The organism is Chitinophaga sedimenti (assembly GCF_023156195.1).
GTDB classification, from domain to species: Bacteria; Bacteroidota; Bacteroidia; order Chitinophagales; family Chitinophagaceae; genus Chitinophaga; species Chitinophaga sedimenti.
This window is the reverse complement of record NZ_JAKUKA010000001.1, coordinates 697,352-722,678: the sequence shown is the minus strand read 5'-3', so window position 1 is coordinate 722,678 and position 25,327 is coordinate 697,352. Positions and strand designations below refer to the sequence as shown.

The following is a 25,327-nucleotide window of genomic DNA, read 5'->3' as shown; positions in this document are numbered from 1 at the left end:
GCGGAAGAACAGGCGTTCGCGCCCTTCAATCACAGAGGAATACGACACCTGTATGTCGTGCCCTTCCGTGAAGTCTTTGGCTTTGTCCAGTTATCTACCTCAAACGCCGGGTGACGGCCGGAAATAGGGCCAATGACAGCTTCTTCCACTACGTGCAGCTGTATATCGCCCATCTGGTACCAGGTGGCGTTACGGGGATGATTACCTGGAATTTCTTCCAGCGCCAGGGTACCGCCGTAAAAAGCTTTTGCCTCCGCTGTTTTGCCGGCCGGGATCGTAATGGCCACGTGATCTATCTTCTTAAACCTGAACATCCGTTGCTATTTAGAGCAACAAATATCGTATATCCGTCTGAAAATGGAAAATGCCACTGTGATACACAGTAGCATTCCATATACGTTCCGGGAAGCAACTACGCCTTAACGTGGCTGCTCATCACTTTGGCCAGTTCAAACATGGAGATCTGTTCTTTGCCGTTAAATACTTTCAACAGTTTTTCATCAGCGTTGATCATCCTTTTGTTGTTGGGGTCCTGAAGACCTTTTTCCTTGATGTAATCCCATATTTTTTTCGTCATTTCTGTTCTGGGCATGGGAGTATTACCGATTACTGCTGCCAGTTCAGGGCTTGGAGTTAAGGGAGCCGCGAGTCCGGCGCCGGCTTTTTTCGTTTCTTTTGCCATAATTACGTGTTTTAAAATATAATAGTTACCATTAATGAGCAGGTTTCCCGGCCTGGAGAATCGCCAAAAGTTCGTCAATCAGACCTAACTGACCCGGATTGATTTTCCGCCTGGCCTCCTTTTCCCCGAACCATTCACCCCGGTCAATTTCCGGAACTTCCACAAACATACCGGATTTTGGCGGCCATTCCAGCAAAAATGTATTGGAAATTAGCCGGGAAATATCCGGGTTGCCCTCCGGGCCCAGGCGTTTACGATTTTACCAGACTTTTGCCGCACCGGTTGAAGGTGTATAAAGTCGCCGGCCAGTGATATGCCCGTTTCCTCCTCAAACTCGCGAATGGCCGCGTGGAAAGGATCTTCATCGGGTTCATACTCCCCTTTCGGGATTCCCCACACCCCTTCATCCTTGTTTTTCCAGTACGGGCCCCCGGGATGCACGAGGAAAAATTCTACTTTTTTATCTTGATGGCGGAATAATAAAATACCGGCCGCTTTTTTAGCCATATTTTAAAATTTAGTAAGATGATCCTGGTGACTGCCGCCCTTTATCGCCCGGACGTGATATTTAAAAGTCTTTCCGTTAACAACATGCCCCGGTAAAAACGGGACTTTTGCGGCATTCACACCGGCACTTTCCCAAGTTTACCCCATTCTACCGGGACTGGCTCAAACGGCATGCGTTTAGGTCAGTCCTTTTTTTTAGCGGATTCCTTCGTCGACCAGCGTTTCTTTGTTTACGTCCATTTCCAGCTGTGCCTCTTCGTCCACCTCGCGGGTCAGGCGTTTCTTCTTCCAGTCACCCTTCAAAAATACGGCCAGTGATACGAGCGCAATAATAATATTAGAAGTGGGAAACGCGTACCAGAGCCCCTCCACGCCAAGGGTCGTGTGCCGCGACAATACATACGCCACGGGAAACTGCAATACCCAGATAGACACAAGGGCGATGATCATAGACAGCACCATATTGCCGGAACCCTTGAACACGCCGGTCATGGCCAGCTGAAACCCCGGAAGCCCCAGGCCGGCGACATGGTACGGAGATATTGCGCGCCGCCGGCAATAACGGCGGGATCTCCGGGCACGAATACCGCCACCAGGCGGGCGGCGAACAGGAAGGCAAACAACCCTGTCAAACTTAGAAAAGAGAAAGCGATTACACCGCCCAGCCGGCCCAGCCGCTCGGCGCGGTCTATTTGTCCCGCCCCGATATTTTGCGCTACCACCGTAGAAATGGCCTGTGAAAAGCCCAACGCGGGAATCATGACCACCTGCAGCACATTGGAGCCTACACCGAACGAGGCCAATGTGATGGTGCCGAAAGACGTAATCAAAAAGTCATCATAGTTAACCCGAGGCCACGCATCGATTGTTCGATAGACGCCGGCAAACCCAGGTTAAACGCCTGCCGGATATATTGCCAGTCGGGTTTAAAATCCGGGAACCGGATGTGCACGCCCTGCCGGCCTCGCAACAAAATGCCCATCCCGATGCAAAGAGCCAGTACCTGGGTGCTCAGTGTGGCTACAGCAGCGCCCATGACGCCCATAGCCGGGAAACCATGTCGGCCGAAAATAAAAACCGGGTCAAGGATATAATTAAGGGTAACCGTACCCATAATGATGTACAGGGGAATGGAAGGCCTGCCCACACTGCGCATGAACGACATGAACATGATGAACATGAAGTTGAACGGCAGGCCGATGAACGATACGCGCATGAACCGCAGCGCCCCTTCGAACACAGCTTCACTAACGCCCATCAGCCGGATAATGTGCGGCGCCAACGCATACCCTAAAAACCCAGCACCACCGAGACGAGGAACACCATCAACATGGTTTGCGCGGCAACATGGTTTACCATCCGCTGGTTGCGGGCGCCAACGAATTGCGCGATCAGTACCGAACCGGCGATGGAAAAACCGCTTCCAATAGCAATAGAAACGAAGGTGATGGGGGTAGTAACGGACACGGCCGCTACCGCATTACCGCCTAACCGGCCTACCCAAAATGCGTCGATCAACTGGTAGGTAGCTTGCAGCAGTTGCGCCAATACCAGGGGTATGGCCAGTTTCATCAGGGAATTCAGTAAAGGCCCTTCAAGCAGCAGATTAACAGCCCGGACATTCTTTCTTGCCATAAAACGCTGTGACCCAAATATCAGACCACCTCCTTTTTTCCTATACAAGATAGTGGCTAATGTTGTACAAAACGACTTTTCCCTGTCACGATCGGACAGATTTTTTAAGGATCAGCTGAGGGGAACCATAGATACTCCTATATTTGTTCACGAAAACCTCGCGCGCTTTAAACACAATTCGCCTTCAGCATGTTATAAGAAGTATATATATAAATGGTAAAGTCAACTAACTATAAACACGACACAATTGAGCGCCAGCAACTAGTAACCGAGTCATTATACCGTCACCCTCAATGAAATCCTATGGCTGAAGTCACCTTTGAGTACACGCTCACGTTTGACGAACATCTCCCCAACAACATGGCGGAGGGCTACCTGAAACACTGGACACTGGAAGATGAATTTACCGCCGTTTACAACTGTTACGTACAGGAAGTGGATGTGAAGTACAGCAATGCCGCGGACCCGCAATCGCACCATTACTGCCTTTATTTCGATTTGTCAGAATCACCGGATGCCGCGGGTATTTACTATGTTTATTACGGGATGTCCGGCACATTTATTCCCCATAACAATAAGGCGCACAGCCTACAGCTGATGATCCGGCCCGAAGTGTTTCACCATTACTTCTCCGCTTCGAATGACAATGCGCAAAACATTGACATGCTCAAAACCATATTGCAACCAGGCAATTTCCAGGGCGCCATCCCCATGACCCTGAAAATGATCCTTGCACTGATGAAACTGCCGCGGCTGGCGGGTCAAACTCCGGTAGAACTGTATAAAGTGCGCGGCTGCGTGTATGAAGTATTGTCCCTGTTCCTCAATGAGCTCATCAATCCCTCGCCGGCCTTTTCTAACCGTGCTTTAACCGGGATATGCAGGATGATTGAGGTGAATGACGGGATTGCGGCGGATATGGACCAGGAAATGCCTTCACTCGAAGAAGCCGCACGCCGTTCGTGCATGTGCCTCACCAAATTCAAAAAACTCTTCCGGCTGACTTATAAAACCACGTACCACAAGTATCATCAGCGATTGCGGCTGTTAAAGGCCCGGGAAATGTTCCAGGCCGCCGATATGAACATCACCACGATTGTGCACGACCTCGGCTATAAAAATGCAGGCCATTTTGCACGACTGTTCAAAGAATGCTTTAACATTTCACCAAAAGAATACCAGCGACAATTCGAAGGATTGCTTTAACGACGACCATTTAATCTTTCTTGTTTATGATTAGCAACGATACCAGCGACCGGATCGTAGTGAACATCTCATGGTCTTTAGACACAAAGGTTTTCAAGGATCTCAGCAAAGAATTACACGATAAAACAGGCGAGCCGGGCCACCTGGCCGGCAACACCTTCTACTTCCCCGAAAATTTCGCCAACGGCTACTGTAAACACTGGCGGGTAGAAGAGCATATGGCCGCTTTTTACATCCGGTACACCGCCAGCCGCCCTTTTCTGTTCCGCCGAAGCATGCAGGATGCCGCCGGCCTTACGCTCATCGGTTTTATTGGCAGCAATAACGTGGCCATCGGTAAACATGCCTCTTTTATAGCGCCGCCGCCAACAGTGATTGAAACTGACGTGAACACCGGTGAAACCGTTATCGCCCTGATCGTAACCGTAACTCCCTCCTACCTGCAATCACTGGCCCCCGGTGCCAACCGTGACTGGCATTTCAATTATCTCCCGGACAGTTGGACTTAATGCAGCAAATAGAACACAACCTGCATGACAATAGCGCCGACTTTTTTACCTGAAGGGCGCGCTGAATCAATTATTCGCACAATCGTTCCCCTTTTCGGCACATACTTCCGCGTCGCCGCAAAAATCAGAAGTAAAAAAATCGCACAACTGGTGAATGAATTGTTGCAGGACTTCACCCGCCCCTCGCCGCACATCAGCGAAGCCGCGGCCATTGTGGGGATGAGCCCCTCCAAGTTCAAAGCACTGTTCGTAAAACTGTATAAACAGAGTTACTACAGCTACCTGCAACAAAAAAGACTGGAGAAAGCGAAAGAATTGTTGTTACAGGGTAACAGGTCCGTAGCCGATGTTGCTTATTCACTGGGATATTCTTCCGGCAGCCACTTTACTCGGCTATTCCGTAAAAAGTTCCACATGGCGCCGCAGACCTACAAATCTGTTACACAAAACCAAAGACCAACAGATAGCCAACCGTAAATAAAAAGCCCATGGTAAGCCAGTACAGGGTATCGGTGCAATAAAGTATCCATTTCTTTTCCTGCATATCTTCCTCATTTAATGGTGATAGGGTAAGAAAAATCCCCGGTTGAAACCAGGGAACAAATTTCTGATTGCTCTAACCAATAGTAAAGACACTCTACATATGATTAACCTATGAAATCAGTTCGTTTGCCAGCGTTGATATAAAGGTCTATGAATAATAGTGCAACTACGATCACATTCAGTTTGATTCGTGTCATGATACGGCGTGTAAATATTTTTTTTCAGACCTGCTGACATAAGGTTGTCACCTGCCGGTTGCAGCTTTGTATTGTCAAACAAAAAACACATAACCATGGCAAACAACATCATTGAACAAACTGCTACCCTGCTTACCCCCGAATCACTGAAAGCGCACTGGCAAGGCCACCGTGGCCTGTCGCGCCGCATCCTGGATGCTTTCCCCGAGAAAGAACTGTTCGAATTTTCCATCGGCGGCATGCGTCCCTATGCGCTGCTGGCCCTGGAAATGATCGACCTGGCGGAAGGCGGCGTAAAAGGCCTGGCTACCGGCGACTGGACAATGGGTGATGGTGCACCGCGCCACTACGGACAATCGGACAATGGCATTAAAACCAAAGCGGAACTGCTGGCGCTGTGGGACAAAGTTACCGCCGACATCGAGCGTTACTACCCGGAGATTGCACCGGAACGTTGGCAGCAGGTGGAAAAAGCATTTGGCATGTACGAGAACAAAGGCATCGGTACGCTGCAGTACCTCATCGATAACGAGATTCACCACCGCGGGCAGGGCTATGTATACCTCCGTGCGCTTGGCATCGAGCCCGCTCCGTTCTGGGATCGTCAATAGTGTATTAAACCGGGGCCCGTCCCCGGTTTTTTCATACCAGTTAATAGTGGTTTCATCACTTTTCGGGGGACTGGCAATTCGGTAGGCTATCTTACCCGAAAAAGCCACCATGCGCAAATTGTTTTACCCGTTTTTATGTTGATGGCCCTGCCCCTGTTAACATCCGCCGCGTCAATCAGCGGACGTATCAAAGGGCTACACACCCGTACCCTATACCTGAACGTACTGCATCACCCATTGCATGCCAGCCTGTCTGACAGTATCATGGTGGCGCCGGACGGTGTTTCACGTACCGCAACGACCATATTACCGAACCATTGACGTTTTCGCTGCGGGCGGACCGGAAAAGCATGAACATCTGGCTGGCTCCCGGTTATGAATTATGGCTGGAGGCGGATGCAGCCGACCTTGCGGCCAGCGCTGTATTTACAGGCACCGGCGCAGCAAACAATCGCTTCTGGCGTTATTATGCGGAACTTAAAGAAAGACCCTGGCCGCAGAACGTGAAGCAGATGGACCGGCAAACTTTCGTCAACCTGTATGTAAAAAACAATTGGTACGATTCGGCAGCCAAAGCCGTTACCAGGGATATTTTCGGAAAAGATAACAAAGATCCCTACCGGCAATATTTTCATGACGCCGCCATAGGTACTTTTGCAGCGAAACCCGTTTACCTGCTTTTCGTATATGCCTCTACCCTGGAGCTTAGCACTGCTGCCACCGATTCGCTGTTGCAACAGGAGTTCCCAAACTGGCTGCAACAAAATATGCGCGATGAATACGTGGGCTCGTACGTGTATTGCGACTTGCTACTCAGTCCCTACAGCCTTCATTTGCAGGATATGCTGCCTGGCCGTACTACCCGCCTGCGGCTGCTCGACAGTATATTCACCGGTAAAACACACGACCGTTTGCTGGCGCGTACCATTACTTTCGAGTTCACCCGCGAAGCCAAACCGGAAGCCATCGATTACGCGGTGCGGTACATCAACCGAATCGGCGATGAACATATCCGGGAGCAGGTGTTGCAGGCGGCCGCCGGCCGGAAACAACAACTGGGCGCATTTGGGAAAGGCATGATGGCGCCCGCTTTTAGTTTGCCGGACAGCAGCCACCGATTTTACCAACTATCTGATTTCAAAGGCAAAGTAGTGCTGCTGGAATTCTGGGCAAGCTGGTGCGGCCCCTGCAAACAGGCCATCCCCGCACTAAAAGAATTGCGCGAGCAATACCGCCACGATCCCCGGTTAGTGGTGATCAGCATCGGCGTCAATGATAGAAACGGGAAAAACATCCGCTACCAGATGATCCGTGACCAGCAGATGGACTGGCTGCAGCTGGAGGACCCCGAGGGTAAAATACAGGACCTCTATAAAGCGCTGTTGATCCCACGCACGGTGGTAATTGACCCATCGCAGCGGATCGTCGACTTTGACGCCCCTATGCCGGGCGATCCACGGCTGGCTGCGTTAATTGAGCAAACTTTACAGGCAGGTTAAGCTGTCGCAAACTGCCCTCATTTTGTCTGATCTGCCCTCGGTCCGGTACAATGTGCTGTTGTAAGTTTGTATTATCATTCACGCTAAAAACCTGCGCTATGTTATCCGCAAATCCTTATCTGAACTTCAATGGCGACTGCAAGGCAGCTTTCGATTTTTACCAGTCCGTGTTAGGCGGCGAATTTACCATGGTGATGAAGTTTTCAGACATGCCCGGCCCGCATATGGGTCCTGGTGAAGAAAATCGTATCATGCATATCGGTCTGCCCATTGGCGGTACGATGGTGTTCGGTAGCGACTGTTCCTCTTCTATGGGCACCGCCACACACGGCAACATGTTTTCCGTATGCATCGGCGGCGATGATGAAGCAGAATGCCGCCGGGTATTCAACGGTTTATCCGAAGGCGGTAAAGTGAACATGCCTTTTGAAAAAGCTCCCTGGGGAGATATATTCGGCGACTTCACCGACAAATTCGGCGTTAGCTGGATGGTGAACTGCACACCTAAACAATAGCCGTCATTTTAAACCTTTATAGCCGGTCTTGCATAAAGACCGGCTTTTTTATATTGGGGCGGGTGGTAATTACGCCATTTTCAGGGGTTGATCGCGACACGAACTTATCCTAGTTTTGAAGCATGAAACAGATAGCGATCATTATTCCCCAGGGCGAAACAAGTTTGAGCAACATAGAAGCCACCCATAAAATGTTTACGAAAGTAAACGAAGCCATGGTGCGGGCGGGCAACGACCCTTTGTTCAATGTGCGGCTGGTAGGACTTTCGCCGGAGGTGACAATCGGTGGCGGCCTGTTTTCCATTAAACCGGAACTATCTATCAACGACCACCTGCGGGCCGACCTGGTGGTGATTCCCGCCACGCACGGCGATATGAAAGACATCATTGCCCGTAACCAGGCTTTTATTCCATGGATCGTACAGCAATATACGGGCGGCGCCGAAGTGGTATCGCTGTGCATAGGGGCGTTTATCCTGGCTTCTACCGGACTACTTAATGGTAAAAGCTGCACGACTCACTGGCTGGCGGCGGAAGAGTTCAGGGAGCTGTTCCCGGGTGTAAAGCTCCAGCCCTATAAAGTACTTACTGACGAAAGCGGCATTTATACCAGCGGTGGCGCTTATTCTTCGCTTAATTTGATATTATACCTCGTAGAAAAGTTCGCCGGGCGCGATATGGCCCTGTTATCTTCCAAAATATTCGAGATAGATATCGACCGGGCCAGCCAATCCCCCTTTATCATTTTTAAAGGACAAAAAGAGCATGAAGACGAGCCCATCAAAAAGGCACAGGAATTTATCGAAAAGAACTTCCAGGAGCGGATTACGGTAGATCAACTGGCGGCTGCATTTGCGCTGGGCCGCCGTAACCTGGAGCGCCGCTTCAAAAGGCGACTTCCAATACTGTGGTGGAATATATACAGCGTGTGAAAATAGAAGCCGCTAAAATGAGCCTCGAAAGCTCCCGCGAAAATGTAAATGAGGTGATGTACAAAGTGGGTTACACCGATCCCAAAGCCTTCCGCATCACGTTTAAACGCCTTACTGGCCTTTCTCCCGTGCAATACCGCGCCAAATACAACCGCCAGCTGGCATCCTGACGATAATTGTGGTGTTCTTTTTGCACCAGCAGCCGTATGCGCAAGGAGTTAGCGTCAAAAGAACAGCACGGTTATACGTGGATTGATTTATCGAGCCCCGGGGATCCGGAGTTCGCAGCCGTCGCGGAACAATACCTGCTGCACAAAGCCTGGATGAAGGATGCCCCGGAGGCCGACCATCTGCCTAAATTCGAAAAGCAGAAGGAGTACCACTTCGTGATCATCCGTCATTACGACGATAAACATCCATCGTCCCAGGCAGATACGATGAAGGAACTGACCAATAAAGTGGCCATCTTTTTAGGGGAGGATTATATCATTACGCTGCATCAGAACGGCTGGCCGCCCCTGGAACATATATCTGAACATGCGGTAAAAGCGGGCGACTGCAATACGCCATTCCACGTATTGATCGAAATTATCCGCGCCGCGATGGGCAGCTTTGAAGCGCCCGGCCTGAAACTGAACCACTCCATCGACCTGTACGAAGAGCAGGTATTCCTGAAAAACCGCCGCGCGCCGATGCTTAAAGGGCTTTATTATATCAAACGGAAAGTAGATGTGATCCGGCACCTGCTGCTGTTAAGTAAAGACATCATAGAACGGCTGGACCCGCCAGAGCGCGATGACATACACACCCGCGACCTGCGCGACCTGTATGTAAAGCAGCAGAGTTTTTACGACCTGCTGTCAGAGAACACGAATCATCTTTTAACGATCTACTTTAATATTTCGGCACAGAAGACGAATGAAACCATCCGTATCCTGACCATCTTCTCGGTGTTCTTTTTACCCCTCACCTTTATTGCAGGCGTATACGGCATGAACTTCGATGTAATGCCAGAACTGCAATGGGCGGCCGGTTACCCGGCCGTGATGCTGCTGATGGCGCTGATCACCGTAATCATTTATGTGTGGTTCAAGCGCAATAAGTGGTTGTAATTGTTGAACGTATTAAAAAAGGGAACCATGGCTTTATCCACCTACAAAAAGAAGAGAAGCTTTAATAAGACGCCCGAACCGCAGGGCGGCAAACCTGATGCCCCTACGCTGCGCTTCGTGGTGCAGAAACATGATGCCACGCGGCTGCACTACGATTTCCGGTTAGAAATGGAAGGTGTGCTTAAAAGCTGGGCCGTACCGAAGGGACCATCGCTGAACCCTGAAGATAAACGCCTGGCCATGATGGTGGAAGATCACCCTTACGACTACCGCGATTTTGAAGGCATTATTCCCAAAGGCAACTATGGTGCGGGAACAGTGATCGTATGGGACGAAGGAACTTACGAGCCGCTGGAAACATCGGGCGATAAGAAGAAGGATGAAAAGGCGCTGCTGAAACAACTGAAATCGGGTTCGCTCAAGTTTTCTTTACATGGAGAAAAGTTGAAGGGCGAGTTCGCACTGGTGAAGTTGAAGAATGCCGAGGATAATGCATGGTTGCTGATTAAACACCGGGATAAATTTGCGAAGGCGATCGATGTGACGCGGAAGGTGCGGTCGGTGAAGTCGGATAAGACGTTAGAAGAGGTGGAAAAGACGAGTGATAATGTTTGGGGAAAGCAGGGGACTGCGGGCGGGAAGGCTGCGGCACCTAAAAAGGCTGCGGCTAAAAAAGCTGCTGCCCCTAAGAAGGCAGCGGCGAAGAAGGCGGCTGTATCCGGTAAGTCCACCGCTAAAAAAGCTGCTGCCGCTAAGAAGGAAGTTGCGAAGAAGGCTGCTGTATCCGGTAAGTCCGCCGCTAAAAAAGCTGCTGCCGCTAAGAAGGAAGTAGCGAAGAAGACGGCTGTATCCGGTAAGTCCGCCGCTAAAAAAACTGCTAAGGGCTCCCCGAAACAGGTAGCCGCCTCGCCCGCACTCCCCAAATCCCGCGCCGTTAAAAAAAAAGCAGCGGAAGCTGACCTGAAAAAAGCGCCCAAAGCCCCTTTTCCGAAAACCCTCTCCCCCATGCTGGCCACCCTCGTAGACAAGCCCTTCGATGAACCTGGCTGGTTATACGAAATCAAGTGGGATGGCTACCGGGCAGTGGCGCTCTGTAACAAGGGCAAAGTGGAACTCATTTCGCGCAACAACAAATCTTTTAACGATAAGTTTTACCCGGTGTTTGACGCCGTAAGCGAGTGGGGCGTAAATGCGGTGGTCGACGGAGAAATATGTGTGATCAATGACGAAGGCGTATCGAACTTCGGGCGGTTACAGAACTGGCGCAGCGAGGCAGACGGACAGCTGATGTATTATGTATTCGATTTACTATGGCTGGATGGCAAAGACCTCACCGGCCTTCCGCTCACCGAGCGGCGCGCCCTGCTGGCGCCACTGATGCCTAAAAAGGTATCATCCGCATGAGCGACAATTTCGACTCCACTGCCACAGACTTCCTGGCCGCCGCGGCAGAAATGGGCCTGGAAGGCATCATCGCCAAGAAGGCCAACAGTCTTTATCACCCCGGTGACCGCACCCGCGAATGGATCAAACTCAAAATAAATAAACGGCACGAAGTGGTGATTGGCGGCTTCACGAAAAACGAAGGCACGTCGAAAGCTTTTAGTTCGCTACTGGTGGGCGTTTACGAGAAAAAGAAATTGAAATATACTGGCAAGATCGGTACGGGCTTTAACACGCAACAACAAAAGGAAATGATGGAGCTTTTTAAACCGCTCATCACCGACAAGTTACCCTTTGATGAATTGCCCGACGTAAACAAACCCTCCCGCTTCCGTCCCGATCCGCCGCACGCGGAGGTTACCTGGCTGAAACCGCAACTGGTGTGCGAAGTGAGTTATACAGAAATTACTTCCGATGGCGTGATGCGGCACCCGAGTTTTGAAGGGATGCGCGAAGATAAAAAGGCCAGCAGCGTGGGCGCAGACATCCCCATTAGCACCGCCGACATCGTGGAAAAGGAAAAACCAAATCCCGCCCGCAAATTGGTGAAAGGCGCAGGTAAAGCATCGCGCAAAACGTTGCTCAATCCCAGCGAAAAATCGCAGGTGCGTGAAGTTAGCGGACATGAACTCAGTTTTACCAACCTCGATAAAGTGTATTGGCCCAAAGAAGGTTACACGAAACGCGATATGCTGAATTATTACTACCAGGTCGCGCCTTACATATTGCCTTACCTGGTAGACCGGCCACAGTCGCTGAACCGCTACCCGAACGGCATCAACGGAAAGAGTTTTTATCAGAAAGATGTAACCGGGAAAGTACCCGATTGGGTTCAGCAGTTCCCCTATCACACCAGCGATGGTGAAGACAAAAATTTCATGGTGCCGCAAACCGAGGCCGACCTGTTATACATGGCCAATACCGGCGCCATTGAAATGAATCCCTGGAACAGTACCATCCACAAACCGGATAACCCCGACTGGTGCTGCCTGGACCTTGATCCGGATACTGGCAACACGTTCGAGCAGGTAATCCAAACCGCTCAAACTGTAAAAGAGGTGCTGGACGAGATGGGTATTCACAGCTTCCCCAAAACCTCCGGTTCCACAGGCATCCACATTTATATTCCACTGGCCGCACAATACGATTACGACCAGTGCCAGCTGCTGGGCAAAATCATCGCCACAGAAGTACATGCGCGCCTCCCGAAATTCACCAGCATCGAACGCATGACGCGCAACCGCAAAGGAAAAATCTATATCGATTACCTGCAAAACCGCGCGAAGGCAACGTTAGCCGCTGCGTACTCCCTTCGGCCCAAACCCGGCGCAACGGTATCCATGCCGCTGGATTGGTCGGAAGTAAAAAAGGGTTGAAGCTCGCCGATTTCAATATTACAAATGCAGTGGATCGTGTGAAGCGGAATGGGGATCTTTTAAGGGGGTATTGGGTAGAGGAGTGAATTTGAAGAAATTAATTGAATAGATAAAACACGTCATCATATGCCTGCAAACATATGATGACGTGCCCCCTACTCCTGTCCAGCAAACGCTGCTTCATCCATCCACGTAAACTCCCACAGGTGGCCGTCAGGATCAGCAAATGAGTTTACGTACATCATCCCGTGATCTATCGGATCATTGGAAGGGCCGCCACCATTGGCGAGCGCCTTTTTCACTACTTCATCCACTTTTTCGCGGCTGTCGGCAGACAGGGCAACGATTACTTCAGAGGTTCTGCTGTAATCGGATACTTCTTTTTGATGAAGGTCTTAAAATACGCTTCTACAAGTATCATCACGTAGATATCCTCGCTCACTACCACACACGCAGCTTTTTCGTCGCTGAATTGCGGGTTAATGGAAAAGCCGATCGCAGTATAAAATGCTTTGGCACGTTCGAGGTCTTTAACGGGGAGGTTTACAAAAATTTTCGTTGCCATATGCTTAACCGTTTATTGTTTTCGATACTGCAAACATACAACGTGCACCACAAGCTTATGCTGTCGGAAAACGACAATTTGGTGGGGTGATTGCGACGCGGAGTTGTCTGCTGCCGTTTACAATCATGATAAGATGCCATAAATTCCCCTTCCGGGCCTCACTTTTCTTTCTTATTTTGATAAAAATACCCGTCATGAAATCTTTCCTCCTGTCTTGTGCCCTGCTCTCCGCCCTCTGCGCATCGGGGCAAAAAATTTCGCCCGAAACCAAAAGCCCGGTAACCTTCAATCGCCAGGTTTCTTTCGGGCCCAAAGGAACAGTTAATGTGAACGAACAGGCCGATGCCGGTATGGTGCGGCTGGAAGAGCTGACTTTTTCAGAAGGCACCATCGAGGTAGATATCAAAGGGAAAGATGTATTGCAACGCAGCTTTGTGGGCATCGCTTTTCATGTTCAAAACGATACCACGTACGAATGCATATACTTCCGCCCGTTCAATTTTAAGGCGGCCGACCCTACCAGGCGCAGTCATGCCGTACAATACATATCGCTGCCCGGCAACGACTGGCCGGAGCTGCGGGAACAGCACCCCCTGAAATACGAGCAGCCGGTTACACCACAACCAGACCCCAACGACTGGTTCCACATGACACTCGTCGTGAAAGGTAATACTGTCAAGGTTTACGTGGACAATGCCGCGCAGCCAAGCCTCGTGGTCGATAAATTGAGCAGGTTCCGAACGGGGAAAGTGGCTTTCTGGGTGGGTAACAATTCTGCCGGCTCCTGGAAAAACCTGGAGATTAAACCCTGATTTACTTATTTTCCAGCTATGACTTACCTCTCCCTTTCCAACACACACCCGCCGATCACCTTGTTGCAAACCGCAGGCATTGCTATTATGCTGGGCGGTGTTGCGTTAATGCACCTGCGGTCTGCTGCAAAGGCATAACAGCAAAAGCCCTTCCGCGTATGTCCGGAAGGGCTTTTATTAATGTAGAGATACCATCTTAAGCTGTCTTCTTCTTACGTTCCACATCCGGCAAAAAGCCGGTAAGGATGCCGATGAGCGGCAGATAGGCACACACTGCGAACACATACGCGATGCTGGTCATATCCGCGAGTTTGCCGAGCACCGCGGATCCCAATCCGCCCATACCAAAGGCCAATCCGAAGAACAAACCAGCGATCATGCCCACCTTACCGGGAACTAACTCGGTAGCGTATACGAGGATCGCGCTGAACGCAGAGGCAATCACCACGCCGATGATGGCGGACAATACGGCCGTCCAGAATAAAGGAACGTAGGGCAAAGCGAGCGTAAACGGCGCCACCCCGAGGATAGAAAACCAGATAATGTATTTACGTCCGAACCGGTCGCCAAGCGGCCCCCGATAAAGGTACCTGCAGCCACGGCGCCCAGGAATATAAACAGGTACATCTGCGACTGCTGGGTCGTAAGTTGGAATTTATTAATCAGGAAGAACGTATAATAACTGCTCATGCAGGCCATGTAAAAATACTTGGAGAAGATGAGCACGACCAGGATTACCAGTGCCCATATGGTGCGGTTACGCGAGAACGGCGATACCACTTCCGGCGCCTTACGGGCAGCTTTTTCCGCAATATGTGCGCCATACCATTGCGATACGCGCGAAAGTACCACGATACCCAGCAGCGCCACAACAGAGAACCAGGCGATGCTCGTTTGTCCGTACGGCGCTACCAGCAATGCCGCCAGCAAGGGGCCAATGGCGCTGCCTGCGTTCCCACCCAGCTGGAAAATGGATTGCGCCAACCCTTTTTACCACCCGAAGCCAGGTGCGCCACGCGCGATGATTCCGGGTGAAAAATCGAAGAGCCGATGCCAATAAAACTGACGGAAAACAGGATATTATAAAATCCCTTTGCAAAAGCCAGCGCGATGAGACCCGTCAGCGTAAACGCCATGCCAATAGGCAATGAATAAGGACGTGCTTTGCGGTCGGTATAAACGCCCACCAGCGGCTGCAACAGCGAAGCCGTTAACTGGTATACCAATGTAATCAAACCAATTTGCGTAAACGTAAGCCCGTATTTTTCTTTGAAGATGGGATACACAGAAGGGATCACCGACTGTAGCATATCATTCACCAGGTGGGCAAAACTAATGGAAAAGAGAATTGAGAAAACAGTTGATTGGGCAGATCGCGCGGGGGCTGCCATTGTTGTCACAGGCGTGCTTTTCATCACAGATGCTATTTTATTTATTGCCAGGAAATGATTTTTGATGCGGTGTTCCGGGCTTTTTTAGGTTCACCGTCCGTAATATGCTTCAATAACTGCTCGTGCAGTTGCTGCGTTTCCAGGAACGTTGCGGTGTCCGGATGTACCTGTAAAAACCATTCGCGGAGGTGTACCGATACGGTTTTGTACAGATCGGCCAGTACATGGTTACCGGAGGCTTCGGCGATGGCCACGTGAAAGGCGATGTCCGCATCCACACAGGCGTCCTTCTCCCCGCTGCTGCCGCAGCTTTCCGGTCGCGGAGATGCGCTTTCATGAGGGCGAGGTGTTCACGCTTGCAATGCAATGCGGCTTTTTCAGCAATCTTTAGTTCCACCAGCTGCCTTACTTCATCGAGTTCCTCGGCGCTGGCGCGTTGCAGGCGCTGGGAAATCGGCTCTTTATTGCCGGTAGCAGCATCAACAAAGGTACCCGCGCCCTGCTGTACACGCAGCAACCCATTATTCACCAACATACGGATGGCCTCGCGAACGGTAGACCGGCCCACGCCGAAAGCCTTCATCAGCTCAGGTTCAATAGGCAGTTTCTCCCCGGCCTATACTGCCCGAGCGATATCTGCTCCTGTATACGTGCGGCCACTTCGTCCGCCAGCGACTTCTTCTGGATCATAGCTTAAGTCATCAGATCATCATATCATCTGATGAATTCAAAGATAAGTGCTTTCCCGGATTAACGGCAAAAAAAATCCATGCAGGCCGTTGCCGCCTGCATGGACACAATAAAAAAAAAGTATTGTCAATCAGGCGTAACCGCCGTTCACCCCAATGTTCTGGGCCGAAATCCATTTGGCTTCATCACTCGCCAGGAACACGGCCACGTTTGCGATCTCATCCGGTTCGGCAATGCGGTTAAAGGGCGACATCGCTGCGAGGCGCGCCACTGTTTCTTCGGATTTCCCGTTCATGAACAGTTCAGTATTGGTAGGTCCGGGAGAAATGCTATTTACATTAATGCCCCTTGCACCCACTTCTTTGCCAAAAATGCGGGTCAGTTGCTCCACCGCCGATTTGGTAGCCACGTAAGTGCCGTAACCCGGCAGCATAATGCGATTTACAGAAGTAGAGAAGTTGATTACCGTGCCATTATCAGCCAGGCGGGTCGTTGCCTCACGTAAGGTATTAAACGTGCCGCGTACGTTGATGTCGAACTGTTTCGTAAAATCCTCGTCCGTAGTATCCTTCAGGAGTTTAGTGATCATGATGCCGGCGTTGTTTACCAGCACATCCACCTTGCCGAATGCCGAAATAGCGGCGTCGAATAAGGCTTTTACCTGTACACTATGACTGATATCCGCCTGCACAGCGATGGCTTGTCCGCCTGCGGCATGAATATCGGCTACCACACTATCTGCATCAGCCTTACTGCCAGCATAGTTCACGATCACCTGCGCGCCCGCTGCCGCCATTTTACGCGCGATAGCGGCCCCGATGCCCCGGGAGGCGCCGGTTATCAATACAACCTTTCCTGTTAAATTGCTCATGTCGTCTTGTTTTTAGTAAGACAAATATCAGGGATAAATGTTTACCAGTGTCTGTACTTGTCTAATTTCGCACCGATGCGGCCCCAGTTGGTGACGATGAACAATATCAACATCTTGAAACTGAATGATTGGAGCGCGGGAAATGTCAGAATGCCACCCGCAGCCCATATAACTAACCCAGTTTTTCAATTCTCAACTCCAGCGTTTTCGTTTTTTTGAAGTATTCATAAATCATCACATAGCCTTGTTTGGCCGGGAATACAAGCATTTCGCTGGCTTTACTTTTCAATTCGATTTTATCGGTCATGTATTTAGAGCCGTTAAAACGAACGGTGTTAAACGTACGGCCTTTGTACTCGCTGTTTTTCACATAATCAGAGAAACAAACATTGAACGTGGAATTATCCTGTTCGCCGGTTGTGAACTCATAATCAAAGCCGCCGGTACCTTTCACTACCATAGCAGCCATTTGCGGGCTAACCATGTCCATACCGAGCGGACTTACCAGGTTGCGTGTCTTATCGAACACATCGGCGCCTTTCAGGGCAAAGCCATTATCAAAGCGCAGCAGCACCAGGTCGGTAATTTCCAGTTCGGTGGCGTTGCGGCCACCCACGGCCATGAGCGCGATTTTACCGGCGCTTACTTTTTTACGGAAACCTTCGGCAATCACTGTGTAGCCGCCGTCGGGCATAGCCAGTACTTTATGAATGAACAGGAAACCGATATCCTTGATCTTCCCCTTGGCGCTTACCGGCAGAAACTTCGACAGGTCGGCATCATATGAACTCACCGAAGATCTTAACACATTACCTTTCGGGTCCACATCCAGGATCGCCATGCCGCGAGGGGCATCCCATACCACGTTTTCATCTTTCTCATAATAAGATCCCATCAGCGTGATTTTACCAGCTTCTACCTTGGGCATTACGTTCGTCGGCGTAATACGATAATCACCGACATCCGGCGTCATTTCGAACGCCCTGCGACTGGTAACGAAGTTGATGGCCAGCAGTGATTTTTTCGCATCGAACATGCCCACTCTTTTCAATACCGTGAAGAATGCCAGGCTGTCGGTAGCGCCGATAAACTCGCCTACTACGTATTTGGATTTACCGTCGTCGTATTTATAGGTGAAGTGTTTCTTCTTTTTTGAGTTATAGCAACGTACTTCGAAAGTACGGTCTTTCCCGTCGATCACCGGGATCATGGCCAGGTAACCGTAGTCGCCCACGTCGAACACCGCATTATTGGCGCCGTTATCGCTCTGGGCCATGGCCGTAGCCTGGTTGATCCAGCTGGCGCTTTTTTATCGAAAGGCGCCGTATAGGTCACTTTCAGTTTACCATCCAGGTTGTAAATTTTCATATCCAGCGTTTCATTCTCCTCATTTTTGAAAAGGAAAGCGATGGTACTGCCGTTGTAAGCCGCTTCCAGCAAAACTACGGTGCGGTTATCCTGGAATTTGATATCCTGTACTTTATTGAGGTTTTCATCGACCACCTGCACCGTGTATTCATTGGTGCGTTTGTCGATTTTATCACTCTGGTAAAAGAAGAAATAACCTTTTACTTGTCCCTGCTCCGTAATTACCCCCGAATTGCGGAGTTTTACCGAATATACGTTTTCGATTTTGAGCTGGGCAAACAGGCTGCAGGCGCAGAGCATTAAAAGGAGGAGCAGGCTGTATTTTTTCATGTTTAGATGTATTTACAGATTAAGGAGTCGTGTACTTTCTTTAAAGATTTCGCCATAAGGCGCATAAAACCCAAGTTTCGCCTGGAACTGCGCCAGGTAATGATATCCCACGGCTGCCACGTCTTCGATGTACAGGTTTTGTATAAACTGGGTCAGCAGGTTATAATTGGGATCGTTGTACGGCGAAGGCGCGTCTACGTAGCGCGACAGGGTATGCGTTCGCTGGGCGTTATGCCAGGCGTTAAACACGCGCCCGAGCTGCGTTACCAGGAAGGGATCCGCTGGCTTTTGCTGCATTTGCTGCAAGGTCAGGTAAAGGCATTGGCTGTATTGTTTGCTTTCCCAGGTATAGGCAACGGCTTCTAAACCGGCCTGGCTCCGCAATTTCCCGAAGGTTTCCGCGTCCGGGGATTTTTATTTGTATTGCCTGCCGCACCCAACATCGGTTGTAATAGCCGGATGCGTTGCGTACAATCCGGGTGCGTTTTGAGCGAGTCCGTTGCGGCGGCATCGCGGGTAATGTTAGCATGGCCGCCAAGCAGTCCGCCCGACTTCGCTATCCACTTTGGTTTAAAAGGGTATGCACCGCTGTCGAACGTTTTAGGGAGACAGGCAGCCATATCCACCGTTACACTATCAATGTTGTCCATGAGCGCCAGGGCAGACAAGGCTTCCGCAGGTGCAAAGGGGGTACGTTTCAGCAGATCCAGCGCCATAGAATCGGCTTCTGCTTCGTGATCGCGGCTGTGACGGCGGCTGTTGAAGCGAATGCCCTGGGCCAGCTTCTCCAGGCGGGCATTTTTACCGTATTCTGATTTTTTAATATTCTTCAGTTCCCGCTGCATGTCCGGACTGTTCATCGTTTCCACATACTGCCGGATGCTGTTTTCGCTATGTTTCAAGTAATAGTGCGCCAGCTCGTGGCAGATAACGAAAGCTACCTGGCTTTCATTCTCCATTTTCTCCAGCAAACCGAGATTGAACAGGAAGATGCCCTCCCCTACGTATGCCGCGTTCGGCACGAATGACCGGGAAAAGTAACCTTTGATGCCGCTGCCGTCCAGCTGGGGATTAGCCTTCAGGATGGCGCCGAGCAGGCGGTCCATGTAAGCCATGGCAGCCGGATCTGTATACACTTCCCGCTTATCAAACATAGCTTTCACCTGCTCCCAACGGCTGTTATATATTTCTTCGTAATCGCTTTTGTTAGTACCGGCAGCGATTTGAGCCGCTGTTTCACGAGGCGGGCATAGTCGCCGGACACTTTAGCCAGGTACACGGAATCCGGCACCGAAGGGGCGAAAACTACCTGCGCCAGGCTAAAAGGGGGCAGCACACCAATAAAAGGAGGGCTAAACGAAAAGGTGTAAAAACTTGCATAACTCGCGGTATAGGCGCTGCAAAGATCGACAATTCCCGAAACTGGCGGCCTGCCGCTTGGTATATGTTATTATTTTGGCGGTGAAAGCCCTATTTTTGACAGACAACGCCATTTTTCTTACCACTTTCTTACAGGAAGGTGTCAAATTTGGGTTGATTTTTGCGCGAGGTATTAAAATTACACTACATACATGGAGTTCATCATCCCTAATTTTGCCGATCCCGGAGTATGGATCAGCCTAGTCACGTTATGTTTCCTGGAAATCGTCCTGGGCATCGACAACGTCATTTTTATTTCGATCGTAGCCGGCAAACTGCCGGAGCACCAGCAACGCAAGGCCGGGATGATCGGTCTGAGCCTGGCGATGGTGTTCCGCGTTGGACTGCTCCTCTGCATCAACTGGATCATCGGTCTTACCGACCCGGTACTTTCCTTTACCTGGCTGAAGGGAGAAGTAATGAACCTAAGCTGGAAAGATCTGATATTGCTGGCAGGCGGTCTTTTCCTCATCATTAAAAGCACCCTCGAAATTCACCATAAATTGCAGGACCACCCCTCCGGCGCCGAACAATCAGCCCCCAAGTACAAAAGCCCGGGCTCCGTGATTTTCCAGATCGTACTGGTGGATGCCGTGTTTTCTTTCGATTCGATCTTAACCGCCGTGGGCCTGGTAGACAATGTACTGGTCATGATTATCGCGGTAATCGTTTCGATTATTGTAATGATGGCTTTCGCAGGCCCGGTAACACGCATTATCAACAAACAGCCTACGCTGCAGATGCTGGCGTTGTCGTTCCTGATCGTGATCGGTGTGGTATTGATCGCAGGTGGGTTCCACCAGGAAGTAAGTAAGAGCATTATTTACTCCTGCTTAGGATTTTCGCTGATCGTGGAGTTACTGAATATTAAGTTGCGCGGGAATCAGTCGAAAGTAAAATTAAATACAACGAGGAAAGTGGAGTAACATACCCAAGCGAACAGGCCGTACTCATCGTACGGCCTGTTCGTTTAAAAATACCCCGCCAACTGCTCCAGCAATGCCTTACCCTCACTCGGTCTCCTCGCATCATCCACCACAACTGCCCCGTCCTTTATAATCGCATAACGCGGGATGGCGAGGTTGCCTTTTGACCCGAACAACTTGCGGATATCCTCGGTCAATAAAGCCGAAGCGCGGATATGATAACCATCCAGGTTGTAATACTTGATCATATCTTTCCACTGCGGTTCAGCCTGATCGCGGTCGATCGAAATGTAAAGCATTTCGCCACCTTTTTCGGCGAGCAGCTTTTTCACGTCCGCAGTATAATTAAATTCTTCTTTACAGGGGCCGCACCAGGTGGCCCAAAGATCCATATACACGGTTTTTCCTTTGAAGCGGGCCGCTAAATCGGCCACTGTTTTTATATCACCCGCGTTTTCAATAAACCGCTGTGCTGATGAAAAATTGCCCTTCGACCTGCGCAGGTAATCGCGCACGCCATCTACACCCGGCTGTAACTGCGCGATATACAGACTATTCGGGTACATGTCCTCAAACGCCTCGAACCAGTCCACGATATAGGGTTCAAAGCCTTCCTGCAATAACATAAATTTCAGCAAAGTAGCCATTTGATACTCCCGCTCCGGATCGCGAAAGCGTTCCACGATGGCGTACTCCCTTTTGTACGGCTGATCTTTGTCGCTGAATGGCACCAACGTACCGTCGTACGCGGGTTTCAGGTATTTCAGGTACCAGTCGGCATAAAATTTTGTGTACCAAAAAACGGTGCTGACCTTGTGCAGCCGCAGGTCATGCGGATCTGCAATCGTAAACACCGACTCAAAATCAGTTTTCATCTGCCCCAAACGCTCGCGATCATAGCCTGGTTTATCCTTGTTCACCTCCACTTTTTGCAGGGCCGGTGCAAACGTACCGGCCAGCACATTGGCGTAGTACGTGCGCACATAGTCATAGGCATGATCGTAAAACACCGGGTCAATCTGCTTGTCTGCCAGCAAGGTCTTAAAAGGCGCCATCACGCTGTCGATGTTCGCCAGAACGCGCTGGCGGTTATTTGCAAAAACCGAATCTTTTCTATAATAATTGGTGGACAAATGCTGGTAAAAGGAAAATTTAAGCGGCTTAATGCCTCCTGGCCTGTCGCATCGGGACCGGTGATCGTAAATTTTTGTTGCTCATTGGTGGATTCATCCGTAATGGTGTATGACTGGCCCGGTTTTACCAGCAGCACGTAATTCCTGCCCAGGTAACCAAAGGTAAATTCCGCCGGTGTTGTTTCCCTGTTCCGCCAGCTTAATTCCCCTTTGCTGTTTAACACCGTATCGGTGGGCAGCGTTACAAAGTAATTACCGGCCACTGGCGCAGTGATCTGCACTTTAGCAGCAGGCGCCCGTGGGGCGCGAAAAGTAATGGTCGCCTGCTGTGCAAACGATGCCAGGGGGCATATACAAAACAGTAATAGCAGTCTTTTCATCTGGTGGTAGTTGTTGGGTCTGCCCTAAATTACAATATCTTTTATTATCCCCCGTATTGTCGCGGTTTCACCACACCGCACGGCGAGCGCCACTTTATCAGTTTAAACTTTGTGTTAAGATTTCCGGTACGCAAGCGCATCCCCGGCAAACCGGCCGTTATTGGTATGATTGATGCGCCAGTGTTGTTATGAATTGGCCTATAATCATTGCAGCGATCATTGGTGCAGCGCTTCTCATGATCTTTTTCGCCCGCCGCAACTGGCGCGACCGGGAAGAAATTTTACCGCCCGACGTTACGGATGATCCTGTTTCCGGCACGAAAAGGGAATCGCAGCAACGCGGCGATTCGATATAACGATTTCATCATGTGCTGTTAACGCTCCGGCAATCCGCATCAGCGAACTTTAATTTACCTACAACTCTTACAGCTTTATGGAGTGGATGAACTGGCTTCAGGAATTGGATGAATCTATTTTTATTGGCATCCATCATTTTGGAAATGTATCGTGGCTGGACCCGGTGATGCTATTGCTGCGCAATGCTCTCACCTGGGTGCCGCTCTATATATTCGTACTGTACTTCGTTATCCGCCACCGTACTAATAAAGCGGTGCCATTTCTTATCGGCACGCTTATCTGTTTTGCCATAGCTGACTACGGCAGCGCCAGTATCCTGAAACCATTGTTCCAACGCAAACGCCCCTGTCATAATGACGAACTGGTGTTATACATGCGCCACCTCATTGGCTGCGGCGGCCGTTACGGTTTCCCTTCTTCACATGCTTCTAATCACTTTGCCCTCGCGGCCTTCTGGTTTTTCGTGATCCGGTACATGGGCATCCGCCGGTTTTATTGGAACTGGGTATGGATCTGGGCCCTGCTCATCTGTTATGCGCAGGTATATGTGGGCAAACATTACCCGCTGGACATTCTTGCGGGCGGCGCGTTCGGTATACTTACCGGATTTTTAGTATCGCGTTTATTCATCTGGTGGGATAAATCAGACTTCCGTTTACGTAAAAGAAGCCAGCTGGATACTGTATCTTAGTTCCTATGCAACAAACGTCTTTTGAAAGGTATTATCCCTGGTTTATTGCCGCTGTAATCGCTTCGCTGATTCCCGGTTTGTTTACTCCGTTGATGGAGCCCGATGCGGCGTTGTACGCAGGCATTTCCAAACAGATGGTGTTGCGCAACGACTGGCTGAATTTATTCGCCGATGGCCGGGACTGGCTCGACAAACCACACCTGCCCTTCTGGCTGGGCGCCGCGAGTTTTAAGCTATTCGGCATAAATGCTTTCGCCTGGAAACTACCCGCATTCCTTTGCTGGGTGGCCGGCGCCCGTTACACCTATCTTTTTGCCAGACATTTTTATAATGATATGGCGGCTCGTGTGGCCGCACTTATTTATCTATGTGCGTTACACGCCATCATCAGCAGCAACGATGTAAGAGCGGAACCTTACCTCACGCTGTTTTTAATCGGCGCCTCCTACTATCTCGCGAAAGAAAAAAAATTATACTGGCCGCGCTGTTCGCCGCATGCGCGCTCATGACCAAAGGCCCGTTCGTGCTCATTCCACTCGGTGGCGGCATGCTGTTGCATTGGGCTATGAAAGGGGAATGGCAGCAATTGCTCCGCCCCAAATGGTACCTGTGGCTCTTACTCACCGCTATTTTCACCCTCCCGGAAATTTACTGCCTGTACCTCCAGTTCGATGCACAACCCGATAAACTCGTGTTCGGCCGGCAAGGTGTATCCGGCATCCGTTTTTTCCTGTGGGACAGCCAATTCGGGCGCTTCTTTAATACGGGCCCCATTAAAGGAAAGGGCGATCCATTCTTTTTCCTGCACACGTTGTTATGGGCCTTTCTGCCTTTCAGCCTGCTGCTGTACGCCGCTATTTTCCAGCGCCTGCGCAAGCTGCGCCAGGGCGTTGAATGGATTACCCTGGGTGCTGGTTTGCTCACGCTGATCGTATTTTCGCTATCCCGTTTTCAGTTGCCGCATTACCTGAATATTTTGTTCCCGTACTTCGCAGTGCTGCTGGCCGCCTGGCTGCAAAGCATCACTCGTCCGCGCGCAGCCATGACCACACAGCGCGTGGTATCGCTGATCATCATCATCCTGGCCGCCGCCATCAACCTGCTTTTCCGCGCACCAGGCTGGCCAATGTATTTCGTGGTGACCATTGCCGCCGCTTACGGCTGGTATCGCCTGCGCGATCCGCAACAACTGGTATTCAGCGGCGCAGTGGCCAGCATTGCGCTCGCCCTGTTCCTCAATATTTTCTTTTATCCGCACATCCTCCCTTACCAGGGCGGTTCCACTACGGCCGCATGGCTGAATCGAAAAGGCATCAACAGCCCTGTACAACTCTATCGCCTCAACACTTATAGCTTTGACTGGATATACAACGGCCCCACCGTCCGCGACACCTCCGCAACATTACTGTACACGGCCCGCAAAGGCAAGGCAGCATTGGATTCTGCCGGCATGCCATATGAAACGGTGATTACGTTCCCGTCTTATAAGGTAACTCGGCTGGACGGAAAGTTCGTCAATGCTTCAACAAGGGATAAGAGCCTGGATACCGTATGGGTGGTGAGATTGCGGGAGGGCGAAGTAGCGCCCTAACAACTTATTCGGGATCATATGTCCGGCGACATATGA

At 50.5% G+C, this 25,327-nt stretch carries 37 protein-coding genes and 1 pseudogene; 18 read left to right on the top strand and 20 right to left on the bottom strand.

Annotation, left to right across the window (positions count from 1 at the left end; all coding sequences use genetic code 11):
- Positions 1-29: 29 nt before the first annotated feature.
- The 6 genes and pseudogenes from MKQ70_RS04265 to MKQ70_RS04240 form a co-directional block, all read right to left on the bottom strand.
- The gene (locus MKQ70_RS04265) at positions 30-314 is read right to left on the bottom strand and encodes a VOC family protein (RefSeq protein WP_248068465.1); all 285 of its coding nucleotides are present in this window, start codon (positions 312-314) and stop codon (positions 30-32) included.
- A 98-nt stretch (positions 315-412) separates the two neighbouring features.
- Positions 413-682, bottom strand: coding sequence for an SWIB/MDM2 domain-containing protein (locus MKQ70_RS04260; RefSeq protein WP_248068462.1), 270 nt, complete (start codon positions 680-682; stop codon positions 413-415).
- Between the two features lie 210 nt (positions 683-892).
- A complete protein-coding gene (locus MKQ70_RS04255; RefSeq protein ID WP_248068458.1) occupies positions 893-1,189 on the bottom strand; it encodes an NUDIX domain-containing protein in 297 nt (98 codons plus the stop codon).
- A 195-nt stretch (positions 1,190-1,384) separates the two neighbouring features.
- Complete coding sequence (locus MKQ70_RS04250; RefSeq protein ID WP_248068455.1) at positions 1,385-1,681, bottom strand: hypothetical protein; 297 nt, start codon at positions 1,679-1,681, stop codon at positions 1,385-1,387.
- On the bottom strand, positions 1,678-2,019 hold the full coding sequence (locus MKQ70_RS04245; RefSeq protein WP_248068453.1) for an MATE family efflux transporter: 342 nt from the start codon (positions 2,017-2,019) through the stop codon (positions 1,678-1,680). Before MKQ70_RS04245 ends, MKQ70_RS04250 begins: the two co-directional genes overlap by 4 nt.
- A pseudogene (locus MKQ70_RS04240) lies at positions 2,016-2,761 on the bottom strand (MATE family efflux transporter). Before MKQ70_RS04240 ends, MKQ70_RS04245 begins: the two are co-directional and overlap by 4 nt.
- A 366-nt stretch (positions 2,762-3,127) precedes the next feature.
- Here MKQ70_RS04240 and MKQ70_RS04235 point away from each other — a divergent pair.
- From MKQ70_RS04235 to ligD, 12 genes are all read left to right on the top strand, one after another.
- Positions 3,128-4,030 (top strand): helix-turn-helix domain-containing protein, encoded by a 903-nt coding sequence (locus MKQ70_RS04235; protein ID WP_248068451.1) that lies wholly within the window; start codon positions 3,128-3,130, stop codon positions 4,028-4,030.
- Positions 4,031-4,056: 26 nt separating this feature from the next.
- Positions 4,057-4,539, top strand: a complete 483-nt coding sequence (locus MKQ70_RS04230) for a hypothetical protein (RefSeq protein ID WP_248068448.1) — start codon at positions 4,057-4,059, stop codon at positions 4,537-4,539.
- A 150-nt stretch (positions 4,540-4,689) separates the two neighbouring features.
- Positions 4,690-5,016: a helix-turn-helix domain-containing protein gene (locus tag MKQ70_RS04225; protein ID WP_248068446.1), complete on the top strand. Its 327-nt coding sequence runs from the start codon at positions 4,690-4,692 to the stop codon at positions 5,014-5,016.
- 358 nt (positions 5,017-5,374) lie between these two features.
- Positions 5,375-5,890: a DinB family protein gene (locus tag MKQ70_RS04220; protein ID WP_248068443.1), complete on the top strand. Its 516-nt coding sequence runs from the start codon at positions 5,375-5,377 to the stop codon at positions 5,888-5,890.
- Between the two features lie 135 nt (positions 5,891-6,025).
- Positions 6,026-6,211 (top strand): hypothetical protein, encoded by a 186-nt coding sequence (locus MKQ70_RS04215; RefSeq protein WP_248068440.1) that lies wholly within the window; start codon positions 6,026-6,028, stop codon positions 6,209-6,211.
- Positions 6,212-6,240: 29 nt separating this feature from the next.
- On the top strand, positions 6,241-7,389 hold the full coding sequence (locus tag MKQ70_RS04210; protein ID WP_248068437.1) for a TlpA family protein disulfide reductase: 1,149 nt from the start codon (positions 6,241-6,243) through the stop codon (positions 7,387-7,389).
- Positions 7,390-7,487: 98 nt separating this feature from the next.
- On the top strand, positions 7,488-7,904 hold the full coding sequence (locus tag MKQ70_RS04205) for a VOC family protein (protein ID WP_248068434.1): 417 nt from the start codon (positions 7,488-7,490) through the stop codon (positions 7,902-7,904).
- Positions 7,905-8,026: 122 nt separating this feature from the next.
- A complete protein-coding gene (locus MKQ70_RS04200; RefSeq protein WP_308198927.1) occupies positions 8,027-8,836 on the top strand; it encodes a GlxA family transcriptional regulator in 810 nt (269 codons plus the stop codon).
- Positions 8,812-9,006 (top strand): helix-turn-helix domain-containing protein, encoded by a 195-nt coding sequence (locus MKQ70_RS40955; RefSeq protein WP_308198926.1) that lies wholly within the window; start codon positions 8,812-8,814, stop codon positions 9,004-9,006. Before MKQ70_RS04200 ends, MKQ70_RS40955 begins: the two co-directional genes overlap by 25 nt.
- Before the next feature lie 36 nt (positions 9,007-9,042).
- The gene (locus MKQ70_RS04195; protein ID WP_248068432.1) at positions 9,043-9,948 is read left to right on the top strand and encodes a magnesium transporter CorA family protein; all 906 of its coding nucleotides are present in this window, start codon (positions 9,043-9,045) and stop codon (positions 9,946-9,948) included.
- Positions 9,949-9,975: 27 nt separating this feature from the next.
- Positions 9,976-11,352: a DNA polymerase ligase N-terminal domain-containing protein gene (locus tag MKQ70_RS37615; RefSeq protein WP_282456209.1), complete on the top strand. Its 1,377-nt coding sequence runs from the start codon at positions 9,976-9,978 to the stop codon at positions 11,350-11,352.
- On the top strand, positions 11,349-12,767 hold the full coding sequence (ligD, locus tag MKQ70_RS37610) for a DNA ligase D (RefSeq protein ID WP_282456208.1): 1,419 nt from the start codon (positions 11,349-11,351) through the stop codon (positions 12,765-12,767). Before MKQ70_RS37615 ends, ligD begins: the two co-directional genes overlap by 4 nt.
- 155 nt (positions 12,768-12,922) lie before the next feature.
- On the opposite strand, the gene MKQ70_RS04185 is transcribed toward ligD, so the two are convergent.
- Positions 12,923-13,105 carry a VOC family protein gene (locus MKQ70_RS04185; RefSeq protein ID WP_282457084.1) on the bottom strand — a complete coding sequence of 61 codons (183 nt, stop codon included), beginning with the start codon at positions 13,103-13,105 and terminating at the stop codon, positions 12,923-12,925.
- Positions 13,106-13,113: 8 nt separating this feature from the next.
- Positions 13,114-13,332 carry a VOC family protein gene (locus tag MKQ70_RS04180; protein ID WP_248068427.1) on the bottom strand — a complete coding sequence of 73 codons (219 nt, stop codon included), beginning with the start codon at positions 13,330-13,332 and terminating at the stop codon, positions 13,114-13,116.
- A gap of 194 nt (positions 13,333-13,526) precedes the next feature.
- On the opposite strand from MKQ70_RS04180, the gene MKQ70_RS04175 reads away from it, so the two are divergent.
- Positions 13,527-14,144: a 3-keto-alpha-glucoside-1,2-lyase-like domain-containing protein gene (locus tag MKQ70_RS04175; protein ID WP_248068425.1), complete on the top strand. Its 618-nt coding sequence runs from the start codon at positions 13,527-13,529 to the stop codon at positions 14,142-14,144.
- Positions 14,145-14,340: 196 nt separating this feature from the next.
- Here the strand turns inward: MKQ70_RS04175 and MKQ70_RS37605 are convergent, their stop codons facing one another.
- The 10 genes from MKQ70_RS37605 to MKQ70_RS04130 form a co-directional block, all read right to left on the bottom strand.
- A complete protein-coding gene (locus tag MKQ70_RS37605; protein WP_308198925.1) occupies positions 14,341-14,664 on the bottom strand; it encodes an MFS transporter in 324 nt (107 codons plus the stop codon).
- Entirely contained in the window at positions 14,586-15,128 is a 543-nt protein-coding gene (locus tag MKQ70_RS37600) for an MFS transporter (protein ID WP_308198924.1), read from the bottom strand. The genes MKQ70_RS37605 and MKQ70_RS37600 overlap by 79 nt, the downstream gene beginning before the upstream one ends.
- Positions 15,053-15,559, bottom strand: coding sequence for an MFS transporter (locus tag MKQ70_RS37595; protein ID WP_282456207.1), 507 nt, complete (start codon positions 15,557-15,559; stop codon positions 15,053-15,055). Before MKQ70_RS37595 ends, MKQ70_RS37600 begins: the two co-directional genes overlap by 76 nt.
- Before the next feature lie 17 nt (positions 15,560-15,576).
- Positions 15,577-15,789, bottom strand: coding sequence for an FCD domain-containing protein (locus MKQ70_RS04165; protein ID WP_248068423.1), 213 nt, complete (start codon positions 15,787-15,789; stop codon positions 15,577-15,579).
- Between the two features lie 566 nt (positions 15,790-16,355).
- On the bottom strand, positions 16,356-17,096 hold the full coding sequence (locus tag MKQ70_RS04155) for an SDR family oxidoreductase (protein ID WP_248068421.1): 741 nt from the start codon (positions 17,094-17,096) through the stop codon (positions 16,356-16,358).
- Positions 17,097-17,268: 172 nt separating this feature from the next.
- Complete coding sequence (locus MKQ70_RS04150) at positions 17,269-18,372, bottom strand: DUF6770 family protein (RefSeq protein WP_248068419.1); 1,104 nt, start codon at positions 18,370-18,372, stop codon at positions 17,269-17,271.
- A complete protein-coding gene (locus MKQ70_RS04145) occupies positions 18,303-18,794 on the bottom strand; it encodes a DUF6770 family protein (protein WP_248068416.1) in 492 nt (163 codons plus the stop codon). The genes MKQ70_RS04150 and MKQ70_RS04145 overlap by 70 nt, the downstream gene beginning before the upstream one ends.
- Before the next feature lie 12 nt (positions 18,795-18,806).
- On the bottom strand, positions 18,807-19,178 hold the full coding sequence (locus MKQ70_RS04140) for a hypothetical protein (protein WP_248068414.1): 372 nt from the start codon (positions 19,176-19,178) through the stop codon (positions 18,807-18,809).
- The gene (locus MKQ70_RS04135) at positions 19,157-19,948 is read right to left on the bottom strand and encodes a M48 family metalloprotease (RefSeq protein WP_248081037.1); all 792 of its coding nucleotides are present in this window, start codon (positions 19,946-19,948) and stop codon (positions 19,157-19,159) included. The genes MKQ70_RS04140 and MKQ70_RS04135 overlap by 22 nt, the downstream gene beginning before the upstream one ends.
- A gap of 5 nt (positions 19,949-19,953) precedes the next feature.
- Positions 19,954-20,130, bottom strand: coding sequence for a hypothetical protein (locus MKQ70_RS04130; protein ID WP_248068411.1), 177 nt, complete (start codon positions 20,128-20,130; stop codon positions 19,954-19,956).
- Between the two features lie 235 nt (positions 20,131-20,365).
- Here MKQ70_RS04130 and MKQ70_RS04125 point away from each other — a divergent pair, with 235 nt between their 5' ends.
- Complete coding sequence (locus MKQ70_RS04125) at positions 20,366-21,139, top strand: TerC family protein (protein WP_248068408.1); 774 nt, start codon at positions 20,366-20,368, stop codon at positions 21,137-21,139.
- 44 nt (positions 21,140-21,183) lie between these two features.
- On the opposite strand, the gene MKQ70_RS04120 is transcribed toward MKQ70_RS04125, so the two are convergent.
- Positions 21,184-22,194 carry a TlpA family protein disulfide reductase gene (locus tag MKQ70_RS04120; protein ID WP_248081021.1) on the bottom strand — a complete coding sequence of 337 codons (1,011 nt, stop codon included), beginning with the start codon at positions 22,192-22,194 and terminating at the stop codon, positions 21,184-21,186.
- Positions 22,194-22,652 carry a cupredoxin domain-containing protein gene (locus MKQ70_RS04115; protein WP_248068406.1) on the bottom strand — a complete coding sequence of 153 codons (459 nt, stop codon included), beginning with the start codon at positions 22,650-22,652 and terminating at the stop codon, positions 22,194-22,196. Before MKQ70_RS04115 ends, MKQ70_RS04120 begins: the two co-directional genes overlap by 1 nt.
- 188 nt (positions 22,653-22,840) lie before the next feature.
- Here MKQ70_RS04115 and MKQ70_RS04110 point away from each other — a divergent pair, with 188 nt between their 5' ends.
- From MKQ70_RS04110 to MKQ70_RS04095, 4 genes are all read left to right on the top strand, one after another.
- Complete coding sequence (locus MKQ70_RS04110) at positions 22,841-23,008, top strand: hypothetical protein (protein WP_248068402.1); 168 nt, start codon at positions 22,841-22,843, stop codon at positions 23,006-23,008.
- Between the two features lie 77 nt (positions 23,009-23,085).
- Entirely contained in the window at positions 23,086-23,700 is a 615-nt protein-coding gene (locus tag MKQ70_RS04105) for a phosphatase PAP2 family protein (protein ID WP_248068399.1), read from the top strand.
- A 5-nt stretch (positions 23,701-23,705) separates the two neighbouring features.
- A complete protein-coding gene (locus tag MKQ70_RS04100) occupies positions 23,706-24,209 on the top strand; it encodes an ArnT family glycosyltransferase (RefSeq protein ID WP_248068396.1) in 504 nt (167 codons plus the stop codon).
- A gap of 14 nt (positions 24,210-24,223) precedes the next feature.
- A complete protein-coding gene (locus MKQ70_RS04095) occupies positions 24,224-25,291 on the top strand; it encodes a hypothetical protein (protein ID WP_248068393.1) in 1,068 nt (355 codons plus the stop codon).
- Positions 25,292-25,327: the final 36 nt, after the last annotated feature.

Bases quoted from the DNA above. Each gene is read 5' to 3' on its own strand.
- MKQ70_RS04100 (WP_248068396.1), top strand. From the start codon at position 23,706: ATGCAACAAACGTCTTTTGAAAGGTATTATCCCTGGTTTATTGCCGCT.
- MKQ70_RS04110 (WP_248068402.1), top strand. From the start codon at position 22,841: ATGAATTGGCCTATAATCATTGCAGCGATCATTGGTGCAGCGCTTCTC.
- MKQ70_RS04115 (WP_248068406.1), bottom strand. From the start codon at position 22,652: ATGAAAAGACTGCTATTACTGTTTTGTATATGCCCCCTGGCATCGTTT.
- MKQ70_RS04265 (WP_248068465.1), bottom strand. From the start codon at position 314: ATGTTCAGGTTTAAGAAGATAGATCACGTGGCCATTACGATCCCGGCC.
- MKQ70_RS04145 (WP_248068416.1), bottom strand. From the start codon at position 18,794: ATGAAAAAATACAGCCTGCTCCTCCTTTTAATGCTCTGCGCCTGCAGC.
- MKQ70_RS04125 (WP_248068408.1), top strand. From the start codon at position 20,366: ATGGAGTTCATCATCCCTAATTTTGCCGATCCCGGAGTATGGATCAGC.
- MKQ70_RS04260 (WP_248068462.1), bottom strand. From the start codon at position 682: ATGGCAAAAGAAACGAAAAAAGCCGGCGCCGGACTCGCGGCTCCCTTA.
- MKQ70_RS04215 (WP_248068440.1), top strand. From the start codon at position 6,026: ATGTTGATGGCCCTGCCCCTGTTAACATCCGCCGCGTCAATCAGCGGA.
- MKQ70_RS04220 (WP_248068443.1), top strand. From the start codon at position 5,375: ATGGCAAACAACATCATTGAACAAACTGCTACCCTGCTTACCCCCGAA.
- MKQ70_RS04195 (WP_248068432.1), top strand. From the start codon at position 9,043: ATGCGCAAGGAGTTAGCGTCAAAAGAACAGCACGGTTATACGTGGATT.
- MKQ70_RS37595 (WP_282456207.1), bottom strand. From the start codon at position 15,559: ATGAAAAGCACGCCTGTGACAACAATGGCAGCCCCCGCGCGATCTGCC.
- MKQ70_RS04155 (WP_248068421.1), bottom strand. From the start codon at position 17,096: ATGAGCAATTTAACAGGAAAGGTTGTATTGATAACCGGCGCCTCCCGG.
- MKQ70_RS04105 (WP_248068399.1), top strand. From the start codon at position 23,086: ATGGAGTGGATGAACTGGCTTCAGGAATTGGATGAATCTATTTTTATT.
- MKQ70_RS04230 (WP_248068448.1), top strand. From the start codon at position 4,057: ATGATTAGCAACGATACCAGCGACCGGATCGTAGTGAACATCTCATGG.
- MKQ70_RS04175 (WP_248068425.1), top strand. From the start codon at position 13,527: ATGAAATCTTTCCTCCTGTCTTGTGCCCTGCTCTCCGCCCTCTGCGCA.
- MKQ70_RS04210 (WP_248068437.1), top strand. From the start codon at position 6,241: ATGAACATCTGGCTGGCTCCCGGTTATGAATTATGGCTGGAGGCGGAT.
- MKQ70_RS04180 (WP_248068427.1), bottom strand. From the start codon at position 13,332: ATGGCAACGAAAATTTTTGTAAACCTCCCCGTTAAAGACCTCGAACGT.
- MKQ70_RS04135 (WP_248081037.1), bottom strand. From the start codon at position 19,948: ATGTTTGATAAGCGGGAAGTGTATACAGATCCGGCTGCCATGGCTTAC.
- MKQ70_RS04250 (WP_248068455.1), bottom strand. From the start codon at position 1,681: ATGACCGGCGTGTTCAAGGGTTCCGGCAATATGGTGCTGTCTATGATC.
- MKQ70_RS04120 (WP_248081021.1), bottom strand. From the start codon at position 22,194: ATGGCGCCTTTTAAGACCTTGCTGGCAGACAAGCAGATTGACCCGGTG.
- MKQ70_RS04150 (WP_248068419.1), bottom strand. From the start codon at position 18,372: ATGGCCCAGAGCGATAACGGCGCCAATAATGCGGTGTTCGACGTGGGC.
- MKQ70_RS04255 (WP_248068458.1), bottom strand. From the start codon at position 1,189: ATGGCTAAAAAAGCGGCCGGTATTTTATTATTCCGCCATCAAGATAAA.
- MKQ70_RS37615 (WP_282456209.1), top strand. From the start codon at position 9,976: ATGGCTTTATCCACCTACAAAAAGAAGAGAAGCTTTAATAAGACGCCC.
- MKQ70_RS04205 (WP_248068434.1), top strand. From the start codon at position 7,488: ATGTTATCCGCAAATCCTTATCTGAACTTCAATGGCGACTGCAAGGCA.
- MKQ70_RS04235 (WP_248068451.1), top strand. From the start codon at position 3,128: ATGGCTGAAGTCACCTTTGAGTACACGCTCACGTTTGACGAACATCTC.
- ligD (WP_282456208.1), top strand. From the start codon at position 11,349: ATGAGCGACAATTTCGACTCCACTGCCACAGACTTCCTGGCCGCCGCG.
- MKQ70_RS04200 (WP_308198927.1), top strand. From the start codon at position 8,027: ATGAAACAGATAGCGATCATTATTCCCCAGGGCGAAACAAGTTTGAGC.